Here is a 12,098-nt window from a genome sequence, read left to right on the forward strand (position 1 = left end):
TTTAAAATCCCTCTCTAAAGTTTCTTGATGGAGAAATCGGCAAAACGGATTTCTTCGTCACGCAACTGGTCTTGCCAACTCCGGTTTTCGCCCAAGTAGCGGTAGATGCCCCATTTGGGACGAAGTCCCGTACAGTCCGTGCGCCACATATCCATCTTTTCAGGTCCGAGTTTTAAAAGAACTTTTCCGTCTTTGATGCGTGTGATGGTTACTTCATAGGAACCATTCTCACCGAAACAGGCTTTCTCTTCCACCTCTACCCAGTTGCCGAGGAAACCGGCAAGGTCTGTACTGGCAAGAGTAGTAGTGCTTCCACCACGTTTGTCATAACGTATCCGCAGTTGCTGACCGCCTTTGCTGCCGCTGTTGGAATAAGCAGTCAGGGTGATAAGCGGGGAACTGACGTCTGCCGTGCCCGATGAATTATCAATACCCTTCAACTGGTGGAGATGGGAGAATTTGGTTGTCGTCTGGAATCCCGCCGGCAAACAGAATTTCCAGCAAAACACCATAGTCTCTCCCTTTTGTCCGACAAGGCTTTTCGGAGATTTATTATCCGTCTTTATCTCATTACGCTGGCGGTCGGTGATGTTTGTCAGTCCGCGGTCATCGTCTATCTCAGCATGGATAAAGAAAGCGAATACAGACTTATTCAACTGGTTGTCATGTACCTGCTGAATATGTTGGAAGTGCTCCGTCTTATGTTCGCGCGAGGAGTCGGGAGCTTCGTGGTTATAGCCCGAACGTTTAATCAAGTCATACGTTTTTGCACTATTACCGTCAGCGATTAATGTGCCGTCCATCGGTTGTTCCGGTTTCGGCTGTTCTTTCTCGTCTATCACTTCCGATGAACTGTTGGAGCAGGCGATAAAGGCAAAAAGGGCTAAGAATAGGATTCCTTTTCTCATTTGGATTTATTTAATATGGTTGGTCAGGAAATCTACCGACTTGAAGAAAATCTCTTCCATCTTGTCAGAAGTCTTCGAACTTACGTTATGGTCATAGTATTCATACTTCAACAAGTCGCAGACTCCCCCTCTTTTCTTTAATGCCGATGCGAACATTTCGCTCTGTTCACACTCTACCGTAACATCGCACGTGCCACATACCAACATGGAAGCAGGAACGTTCTTCTTCGGAATCAGATTTATGGGAGAGGCTTCACGAAGCACTTTCGGCTCCCTGTCACAGAAGTATGCAATACGCTGAGGGTCTTTTGTTTTCATAGTGATGGCAGCCTTTTCCAAGTCATATATTCCAGAATAGCCTACGAAAGCCTTTGTTCCGGGGACAGTCATCGCAGCCACTGCCGCCAGGTGCGCGCCGGCAGAAGTTCCCAGAAAGCCGAAACAGTCAGGGTTAATGTTCAGTTCTGCGGCATGCTCCTGTACATACTTCACTGCGTCCAGAATATCCTGGATAGAGACTTTCACCGTTGCATCGGATTGAGGTGCCAATGTATAAGAGACACGTACGCCTGTTATGCCTTTCTGTTTCGCCAAGTATTGGGACAAAGACCGGGACGAACCGTTATTACCGCGCGCCCATCCGCCACCGTGAATATAAACAACAAACGGGGCAGGCTTCTCTGTCTCAGCAAAGTCTACCGTGAGTATCAGTTCGTAATCCTTATGTTTCTTGTAGACGATGTCCTTGGTGGTTACGCCTTTATAATCCTTGCTTTTCAAGCGGTCTGCCTGATAGGTATAGGGAACCATCACATCGGGAATGGTGTTCACATCAATAAACTTTGCGTATTTCTTTGCATACAGCAAGGCATAAGAACCGTCGTCGTTCCGCATCATCTTCATGCCATAGCGGTTGGAGAACTGCTGTGGTTGCGCTTCTTGTGCAAGGCAGAGAAGCGGCAGCATACACAAACAAAAAATCAGTTTCAGTTTCATGTTATCACTTTATATTAGGTACAGATAATCTTATTTCTTCTTCAAATTTTATTTCTTCTTTAAAACCAGATACGGTATTGTTTCCACATCGGACGTACTGTATTTCAAACCGATGCGCTTTGCCGTATCGACATACTTCTGATTACCCAATGCCGTTCCCGCTTCATAAAGAAGAATGGCGGCACGGGACTGGTCGAAAGGTTTAATCTGTTTAAATTTCCAGTCTTCGGGATTCAGATAAAACGGATACAGATAATCTACTGCCTGCGAAGCCATTTTTCCGTTGGAAGCAGGGGTGCTCCATAGATTGATGCCTATCTGGCTGGTAATTTGGTTGGCTTCCATTAAGGCTTCCAAAGCGAAAGTGGAATAATGCAGGGAGAGAGTCCGTTTCAGTTCCTGGGGTAACGAGCCGTCGTCGGCAATCTGTGCACCCATCTTGGGGAGAATACTTTGTTCCGCCACTTCGCGGATACGGTCGGTACGGTCCAAGTAAGCCAGTACCATCAAGTGGATGGCTTCGTACCACAAGCCATGATTGTTGGCAGCATGAGATTCCTTTTGCCCTTGCGTGCTGTTCTCCATCCAATAGCAGAAAGCGGTAGCCCAATCATCGAGTTTTTTCTTATCCGAGGGAGTCCAGCTTTTCGAGCCTTCTATCAGTTTGGCAACACCCAACGCACGGCTGAAACGGCGCGAGTCTATGAAGCCCGAACCTCTCATTTTCTTCATACCCGGCACGGCTTGGGCATAAGTCATATTCGGGTTCATACCCAGTTTCGGGTCTGTGAACCATGTCCGCAAGTGGTTGGCGCATGCTTTGGCGTAGACTTCTTTTCCTGTGATATAATAGAGTACTCCCAGGCAGTAAGCGGCATCACCGAAACGGTTGGCATTCTCACGTTCGGGGTATTCGTAGACTTCGGGATTTCGTTCACCGTCTTTCCGGATATAGGGAAGTCCGTCTATTTTTGTAGAATCAGGCCACCAATAGGGAGATAAGGTCATATAATCCCTGGGATCTTTACTGGGGGGAAGTTTTTTCTTGGCAGTCACCGATAGAGGAGTCATCTTTATATATTTCTCTGCCACCTTTTCCTGAAGTTCAATGTATCGGGTGACTTCCTTCTCACCTTTCTGATAGTCGTTTTTTAGCTGTTCAAGCAAAGTCGCATTAAACGGGCCTAAGGGGGCGGCATTCAGTATCCCCCAACAGAGGCATACAGCCCATATAGCAAAGATTCGTCTCATAACTATTTTCTTTAAAGTAGGTAAGTATGTCATTCGGAGCGAAGCGAAGAATCTGCTCTTTGTATCTGCAAAAGGGCAGATTCTTCACTACGTTCGGAATGACGGTATCAGATTTCTTCTTTAAGAGAAGAAACAGCCACCGTTGATATCAATGTTCGTACCTGTCAGGTAAGAAGATTCGGAGCAGGCGAGGAAGCAAACCAGGTCGGCAACTTCATCGGCAGTTCCTTCACGGCGCAATGCGTAAGAAGCTTTCATACGTTCGCGGTTCTCCGGCGTATTGAAACGGTCGTGGAAAGAAGTGGCAATCGTACCCGGGCAGACAGCGTTGCAACGGATTCCCTGAGGGCCGAGCTCTTTCGCCATAGAACGGGTAAATGTCATTACCGCACCTTTCGCGGTTGCATACATGGAAGCTCCGTTGCCACCGCCGTCACGGGCAGCCAATGAAGAGAAGTTGACGATAGAACCACCTTCCGGCATCATCGGAACCACTTCACGTGTGCAGAGGAATACGGAACGCATATTGACATCCATCAGGAAGTCATACCAATCTTCGTCCTGTTCGGTGATTTTCTTACGGCCTACGATGCCGCCCACTACATTCACCAATACATCTACCTTGTCGCCGAATGCCTTGTTGCACTCTGCAAAAAGATTCTTTACCGCAGCAGCCTTTGTCATATCGCCCTGAACAGCGATTGCTTCGCCACCGACGTTTTTAATCAATGCCAATGTTTCCTGTGCATCGGCTTCATTGTCGAAATAGTTCAGGCAGACTTTTGCACCTTCTGCTGCCAGTTTCACTGATATTGCGCGGCCAAGGTCGCGTGCGCCACCTGTCACGATGGCTACTTTTCCTTCTAATTTCATAATTGTCTTGTTTTTAAAATACGGTTATTTTTCTATTTGCTTAATCTCTCCTACTGTCAGGAAAATGGAGCACAACGATAGCGGCACCAAAGCTCCCAACAGACTGAATAATAATATCCAATTCGTAATATAGCTGGCAAAAAGGATTGCCAGAATAGTACCCAATACGGCCGAAGCACCGCCCAATCCTGCCAGCGAGCCGACAGACTTGCCACTGTGCAAATCGCTCGGAATGGTCTGCAAGTTCGTCATGAAGAACTGGAAGCCTCCCAACACCAACGCCATAAAGATGATAGCAACAGGAGCCGTAGTAGACATGATAGCCGCCAGGATAGACGGGATGATGATAATCCCACCAAGCAGCATCGCTGCCTTACGGGCATAATTCACCGTATGTCCCCGGTTTATCAGCCAACCGGAATACCAGCCACCGGCAATACTTCCCAATGCCGCACCTACATACGGAACCCAAGCGGAGAATGCCACTTCTTTGATATTCAAGTGGAACACATCTGCCAGATATAACGGCAGAAATGTCACGAACATCCACCAGATAGGGTCGAGGAAGAACCGTCCTAAAATGACAGACCAGTTTTTCTTCACCCGGAGCAGTTCGCCCCAGCTTTTTCCTTTATCCTCGGTTTTCAGTTCCTGTTCGGGTTGACCGCTCAGGATATAAGTACGCTCTTCTTCTGTAATCCAAGGATGCTTCTTCGGCCCTTCCTTATTGATAATCAACCAGGGAATCAACCAAATCAGTCCCAATCCGCCGACTACAATAAAAGTCAGTTTCCAGCCGAAAGCAATGAACAGCATCAGGATGATAATCGGTGCAAGGATTGAACCGATGGATGCTGCCGCCCCGAACAAACCCTGTGCGAAAGCGCGTTCTTTCTGCGGGAACCATTCGGCGTTGCTTTTCGTCGTACCGGGCCACGGACCGGCTTCCCCCAATCCGAGCATCATCCGAAAGAAGGTCAGCGAGAAGATTCCCCGCGAAAGAGATGCCAATGCATCCGCCGCCCCCCAGACGAGCACGCTCCAGAAGAAACCTTTCCGGCATCCAATCTTGTCATACAGTTTCCCGGAGACAAGCTGGCTGATACCGTATGCTATCATAAAGAAGATAGTTATCAGACCGAGAATATCTTTCGCTTTCTGCGAAGCATCCGGGTCGTTGCGGTCTATCAAGCCGAGGTCGATGGCGATACCTTCGCGATTGGTTACGAACGTAACGCCGTTTTTCTCCTTCATCTGTACGTTGGCTACGCTGACAGAATCCCGGTTGCCGTTGGCGGCTGTCAGGATATACTGCTCTCCTGTCAGGACAGCATGATTACCTTTATCTGCCGACGCATCCGCTTCGGGAACCAGGCGATAGTCGATATTAGCCACCCACATATAGTTGAGCGTACCTCTATCCAGGTAGTTGATAATGGTTATCAGCATGATTAACCCGATAACCATCCATCGGAGTCCTTTTACCTTCATACGTTTACAGGTTTAAGAAATCTGCACGCACAGGGCTGAACGTATCAATCAATATACCGGCTTCAAGGCAAACACAACCGTGCAGCTCGTCGGGCGCTACATAGTAGCCATCTCCGGCAGAAAGGATTTCTTTCTTGTCGCCGATGGTCAGTTCAAACTTGCCGCTTACTACGTAAGTCGCCTGGCTGTGGTAGTGCTCATGCATACTACCTATCGCACCTTTGTCAAATTTCACTTTGACCATCATCAACTGACCGTCATACGCCATAATCTGGCGATTTACACCCGGAGCAGGATTTTCCCACTTCAAATCTTTCTCAAACTGATAAGTTTCACTACATGTTTTCATACTTTTGTCTATTAATGGTTTGTTTATTTCATAAATACTCCGCAACGACCGTTCCAGGCATACATAGTGCCTTCGACCGTCAGGCGGTGCTCTTTCTCTCTGTCGGTATCGGTGTTGCTTAAGCAAAGCATTACGTAATGCCCGCCTTTATAGGTTGCTTTCACCACTGTATAGGAAGCCGTATCCATCACGACTTTCACCTCTTCGCAAGATGAGGTCAGGTTACTGGAAGTTTCCATTACCACATCATATTCTCCATGCGTTTCGATGGAAGTGGCGAATGTATGGTTCTTCCGTGCTTTTTCCCTTATCAGGAAAGCGGTTTCGTTTCTCAAGTTGAAATCAGGGTCATTGGCGCCCAAACGAAGCATCTTCATCTCTGTCTGCGGAGTAGTGGCTATACTGACAGTATAGAAACGGTTCTTATTAACAAAGGTGAAGCTCGATGTATTACGGTTCTTGTTCTGTCCCCAGGCTTCCAGCCAAAGATGCTGATAGCCGTCTTTCGTACCAAGAGTTTTCAGTTCGTTAGTTGCTTTGGCGTAAGGGAAGTTCAAGGAAACGAAGTGCCCGTTATACCAGATAGGGTAATCGTACTGATGCTCTTTATCCGCATTTGCTTGCAGCACATCCAAGATTAACGGGAATTGCAGGAAAGGGGTAGCCACGTAAGCCAGTGTACGTTTCATCTCTATTCCGGGATAGGCATTGGTGTCTTTCGCCACCATTACCTGAAAATGTCCGCCGTTGAAATCATGGTAGATGATGTCTGAATGATAACGGGAAGAGACTTTTATATCTCCGGCAAAGTGGGATGTTTCGTCCACGACCAATGTATTGTGCGCAATTGTCTGTTTGGCAAACGATTGGTTTTCGCGGGTATAATGACCTTTATACTTGGCTTCGATATTCAGGAAGCGGGAAGCGCCGTAGTCGGGCAGAATCTCGTTCCCATTGTCGTAATACGCCATTGTCAGTTTATCAAAATGTCCGTGGCTCAAGCCGTGTGAGGTAGCTTTCAGTGTCAAGGCGCTATTCAGATTAGAATCTGTGGAGCGGATTACGGCTATGCCGCCTTCATCCCCCTTGCGTCCGTCACGGAATACACTGCTGCGATAGGTAATCGGGGCAACTTCTCCGCGGGCAATATCACGGGCTACCTTAAAGCCGCCGATAGTAGGGAGATAGGTATGCTGGTACTTATTTGCAACAGACAATAATGATTTGTCCGAAGGATTAACATTATATAATATGTTTACCGCATACACCAGTTCCTGTGCGGAAAGCCCTTTCAGCAAGGCATCATTAATATGGAAGAATTCGCCTTCATAAGAAAGTTGTATCAATGTGGAGAGGGCTTTTGAAAGAATGCTATCCCGGTAGTTGAAGATTTTCAAGTCCGGCAGTTTGTTCTCGATGCACTGGGCGAAGATGACGAAAGGCCAGATGGCATAACGTTGATAGTAGGCTCCTTCCGTGAAGTAACCGTCGGGAGAGAACAGGTAATCCATCTGGCGGATAAAGCCGCCCCGTTTGCCTGTTCCGTCAGAACCGTAAAGTGCCTTCTTTACGTAATCTTCACGATTCATCGCAAAGCCAATCATACCGACGGCGGCCGTAGCCCATGTAGCATGGTTGTGCATTTTATTGAATGTCTTGTTATTTGCATGGTTGTCTCCCATACCGTCCATGATGAAGTCCGCCATCGGAACGAAGAGATTCTTCTCGATAGTGGCACGCTGCTTGGGTGAGAGTGTGCTATAGATACAGTCATAAGCAACCGCTGTATGCACCAGCCATACACTTTCATTCAGTGTCTGCCAAAACAGACGTCCCGGGACGGGGGAAAGTTGCAGGGGGTGGCACCCTAAAGTAGGGTATAGTTTAGCATAGGCTTCCAACATATCGCCCACGTAGGCGGCATATTTCTTATCCCCTGTCAACTGATAGGCAACTCCACAATGGAACATGGCATAGTAATTGGATTTATGCTGTTCGTGTACCACACCGCCACCGCCATCTACGGGAACCGGAACGGAGACAGGAGAGTTTACTGCTGCATCGGCTGCGGCCAACACTTCCGAAAGAGATTTGTCGAATGCGGGTACTGTCCCCTTTCCTGCCCTCATCTCGTTCACTTCTTCCTGTGTGAAAAGAAGGGACGGATGTTGGGCAAATGAAAAGAGGTATCCACCTAAAACCATGAATATGCAAATAATAAGTTTTCTCATCTTACATCATTTTCTATTTCAATAATAGTATCGTATGACAACTGTTCTACTTCTTTTTCAAGCCGATAGAGAGTTTTTCCAGTTCGCTACCCTCAACCGGAGTATAATCGTATGCTTCGGCATTGATATATGCGGGACGGATATTGTACATCTTGCCCTGTATTGCCTGGGAAGTGGTAGTCATCATTCTACCGGAGTTCCACAGATTACAATTTGCAATGCGTACCTTTTCCCAGGTCGCCTCATCCAGACGGATAGTTGCCCCGCCGCGTCCGCTATTATCAAAATTACAGTTCTCTACTGTCAGTACTTGCGGGCCAATCAGGCGCATGACACTTCCACGTTCTTTGTTGCAACAGTCTACAAAGGTACAATGTCTGATAGTAATATAAGGGCCTGCCGTACTTTCATCGCTTCCACCACGATAAATATTAATAGGTAAACCCAACAGACGGTAGAAGGAACAGTTTTCAATCAACATGTCGTCGGCATTATAGCGGCCTATATCATCTTTCTCTGCTGCATAGTTGATAGCATCTCCCGACAAATCACGGAAAAGGCAGTTGCGGATAGTAATGCTTTCGGCAAAAGTAGCTTTTGTTCCTTTAATGGCAAAGAAGCCGCCTTCTCCGAAGTTCTGGAATTCGCAGCCGTCTACTGTCAGTGTATAAGGTTGTATCATATCAAAGGCAGTAGAAATTCCTGCTTTAGCCAGTGCCTTTCCGGGTTCCAATACGCCATCGAATGTAATATTCTCAATGACCAGTTCGCCACCATCGGCAATAGTCACCATATTATCAGGCTTATCTCCGTTGAAACGGACAAGCGGCTTGTTGGCTGCGTCGGCTGCACGGATAGTCAACGGTTTGTCAATGAACATAGCACGTTGGATAGGATATGTGCCTTTCGCCAAAATAATGACGCCACCCGGTTCTGCCGAATGAATAACTTCGGACAAGTTCGTTCCCGGAGACACATTGTATTCTTTATGAACATTCGCTACCGGGTGTGCCACTTGGTTTTTAAACCAGGAAGCGCCTTTATCCTTACGTATCGTAGTATCGTCGGGCAACTGGGGAGCTTTTACTTTTTCCGTAGTAAATCCCGGAGCCGAGTAGTTCTTTGCCAATTGCACTTTGTTATCTTTAAACTGGATACCCGCTACGTCGTCAACGGCTATATAAGGCTGGTCGAGTTCTTTATTGATGATGATATTATCCGTGAATGAGACTTTTTCCGGTGCAAGAGTACGTTCCATATCCTTGCCTGTACCAAATTCTATATTCGTGCAATCTACGAATGTGTTACGGTACATCTTGACATCAACAACTTGACAATATCTATTAGGTAACGAATTGGGTACGGCATCCATAACTCCCAAAGCTGAGAAGAAACGGGTACCTGCCAAGCCGACCAATACATTATCGTAAATCTGATGTCCGGCATTGACGACACGGATACCGCCGGTATTACGACGTCCGTTACCGATAAACAAGTTATCATTCACCGTATTGCGGTCACCGTGACGCAGTGCTACCACTCCTTCACATTCCAACAGCGTATTGTTGCGGATGATGTTATCACTGGATTTAATAGAAATTACTTCCACTTCACCGGAGCAACGTTCGAACAAGTTGTTCTCAATCACCGTATTTGAAGAACTGTAAGCTTGCTGGGAAGTTCCTACACGCATTGTCTCGGCGCCGTTCGAGCCATACACGGGCCTTTCTCCAAAGTAGTTATGGTCAATCCGGTGATGATTCTCCAGGCAGCGTTTGTCGTTGAGGATGACAATCAATGTCACCCCCAAGTTTAGTTTTCCTGTCAACGAACAATGGTCTACTCTGTTGTGACGACCATAAAGCAATATATAGCTGTAAGCCTGGTCCCGGCGGGACGGATTGAATTTGTCTATCACACAATTCGTCAGACGACAGTGATTAGCCAGTTCTTGTCCGTTACGGAATTCTATTACGGAACCTTTGGGAGCATATCCGTCAGTGAAATGCAATCCGCTGACAGATAGCCACTCGCCCGCTATCCGCAAAGTGGAGCCACCTTCTATCTTTACTTTTCCGGGATTCAAGGCTTCTATCGTAATAGGAGATTTCTCCGTTCCTTTGCCTATCCATTTCAACTGCATATCTTTATATTGGCCATCCTTGATGTAAATCCGGTCGCCGGGTTGGGCAGTTTTTAAGCAAGAAGCTACTTCGGGGAGCGCTACATCGTATCTTTTTGCAAAAGAGACTGACGGTAGCCCGACAAGCAGGAGCGCTATAATTGCCTTATGTATATTTCGTGTCATCATTAATTATTGAACTTTTGAGTAATCGTAATCTTGTTTCTGCCAGTACATATCAAATTCAATAGAACTGGACGAAGGTGCATTCGTGTTATTATACAACTTAAAGTCAACTGTTTTTATGTGTAAAACTCCGATACGTTTTATATTATCAGCAACATTATCGACTGATCCTTTTACATTATAATAGAATACAAGCAAAACAGCATCTACATTGGCAACCTTTTCTTCACCTACCTTAAATATATCTGGTGCCCAAACATCTGTATTAGGCGAAGCCTTTGCACTTGCAATACTAAAACCACGACAAGTTTTAGCTTCCACATCTATTGGGAAAGTAGTCTCATCAATCTTTGATAATGTACCGTTCTTCACTTCATCAATCAGAGTTTTATAGCCTGATTTAGATGGGTCAAGCCATAAGAAAGTTAATGCCGGTGTACCATAACAATCTATTTTTCCTCCTGTCACTTGCGAACTAGAATTTGTTGTAGAATAGAAGTTTCTCAATTGTGTTTTTGAGTTTGCCGGACTATTAATCTGTAATTGCCCTGCAGAAGCTCCTGAGAAGAAAAAATAGGGATTTACTGAATTATATTCGCTCTCTGAAACCGCCGGTTTATTATTAGCAGAACAAGTAGCAGCTTTATATTTCATAGAAACCGGATCTACTACAGTACTCCAATCACTATTTGCATAGACCAATCCCGTTTCTGGAGAGAAGAAAGAAGATAGCTGTCCCTCAATACGTCCCTGACCATATACTTTTCTATTCTCCCAGAAATAAATGAAAGGCACTTTCACCACAAACACATCCGTCAAGGTGTGCACTTCGCGTCCGTCGAAATAGGAAATCTTCAGTACCACCGTATTATCTCCATCTACATAGTTCTCAGATGAAGGTACAACAAACTTCAATTCAGTTTCAGTCTGCAACGTAATAGTACACTCAATATCACCTAACAGCACTTTATCAATCTTATTTAGATATGCTCCCTCCAGCACTACCATATCTCCCACGTTGGCTGGTTCAAACACAGTAGTTGTAACCTCAGGCTGATAACGTTTCACCGTTAACTTGGGTGCGGACGAACTTGACGTCTCCACTTCTTTTGTTCCATCAAAATATTTAAATGTTACAATAGCCTTGTCACTTTCCACATAAGGAACCTTTACTACTATCTCATTCTCACTTTGTGAGATGATCTCTGCCTCATTTCCTTCTGTCCCCCCTTCGGCAGTGAAAAGAACAGCACTCACCACATTCATGGAACTACCGGAAAGCAACAAATTATTGCCCATTTCAACTTCCGAGGGCATCCCGGTCTGTGAAACGACAGGAGCCGGATATTCAAGGGTAAAATCTCCTTCGGACACACCCTCACCTATCGAATTTACCAATACAATTTTACCACTGCGTGCCTGATTTGTCACTTTCAAAGACAAACGCCGGTTGGACACTTTCTGTAGGATAACGGCTTTTCCACCACCGATAGTAGCACTTACCACATCATCCAAATATTCTCCGGAAACAACAATCTCACTACCTATGCTTCCACTCTCAGGCGAGAAAGAAAGGATTTCCGGTGAACTAACCGCCACATCCTTCATCGATGTAGAATCACAACCACACAAAAAGAATAAACAGACAAACAATGATGCCAGACTCCATTTTCTATATTGTTTCATATTCG

At 46.0% G+C, this 12,098-nt stretch carries 9 protein-coding genes; all 9 read right to left on the bottom strand.

What is annotated here, in order from left to right:
* Nucleotides 1-14: 14 nt before the first annotated feature.
* Nucleotides 15-908, bottom strand: coding sequence for a hypothetical protein (locus RDN93_RS03065; RefSeq protein ID WP_308744188.1), 894 nt, complete (start codon nucleotides 906-908; stop codon nucleotides 15-17).
* A 6-nt stretch (nucleotides 909-914) separates the two neighbouring features.
* A complete protein-coding gene (locus tag RDN93_RS03070; RefSeq protein ID WP_308744189.1) occupies nucleotides 915-1,904 on the bottom strand; it encodes an alpha/beta hydrolase in 990 nt (329 codons plus the stop codon).
* 48 nt (nucleotides 1,905-1,952) lie between these two features.
* Nucleotides 1,953-3,155, bottom strand: coding sequence for an alginate lyase family protein (locus tag RDN93_RS03075; protein WP_308744190.1), 1,203 nt, complete (start codon nucleotides 3,153-3,155; stop codon nucleotides 1,953-1,955).
* Between the two features lie 120 nt (nucleotides 3,156-3,275).
* Nucleotides 3,276-4,028 (bottom strand): glucose 1-dehydrogenase, encoded by a 753-nt coding sequence (locus RDN93_RS03080; protein WP_308744191.1) that lies wholly within the window; start codon nucleotides 4,026-4,028, stop codon nucleotides 3,276-3,278.
* A 24-nt stretch (nucleotides 4,029-4,052) separates the two neighbouring features.
* A complete protein-coding gene (locus tag RDN93_RS03085) occupies nucleotides 4,053-5,519 on the bottom strand; it encodes an MFS transporter (protein ID WP_308744192.1) in 1,467 nt (488 codons plus the stop codon).
* Nucleotides 5,520-5,523: 4 nt separating this feature from the next.
* A complete protein-coding gene (locus RDN93_RS03090; RefSeq protein WP_022137456.1) occupies nucleotides 5,524-5,868 on the bottom strand; it encodes a cupin domain-containing protein in 345 nt (114 codons plus the stop codon).
* Nucleotides 5,869-5,891: 23 nt separating this feature from the next.
* Entirely contained in the window at nucleotides 5,892-8,099 is a 2,208-nt protein-coding gene (locus tag RDN93_RS03095) for a heparinase II/III family protein (protein ID WP_308744193.1), read from the bottom strand.
* 46 nt (nucleotides 8,100-8,145) lie between these two features.
* The gene (locus RDN93_RS03100) at nucleotides 8,146-10,410 is read right to left on the bottom strand and encodes a chondroitinase-B domain-containing protein (RefSeq protein ID WP_308744194.1); all 2,265 of its coding nucleotides are present in this window, start codon (nucleotides 10,408-10,410) and stop codon (nucleotides 8,146-8,148) included.
* Nucleotides 10,411-10,413: 3 nt separating this feature from the next.
* Nucleotides 10,414-12,093, bottom strand: coding sequence for an IPT/TIG domain-containing protein (locus RDN93_RS03105; RefSeq protein WP_308744195.1), 1,680 nt, complete (start codon nucleotides 12,091-12,093; stop codon nucleotides 10,414-10,416).
* Between the last annotated feature and the right edge of the window lie 5 nt (nucleotides 12,094-12,098).

It is taken from the genome of uncultured Bacteroides sp. (assembly GCF_902491285.1).
Classification (GTDB): domain Bacteria; phylum Bacteroidota; class Bacteroidia; order Bacteroidales; family Bacteroidaceae; genus Bacteroides.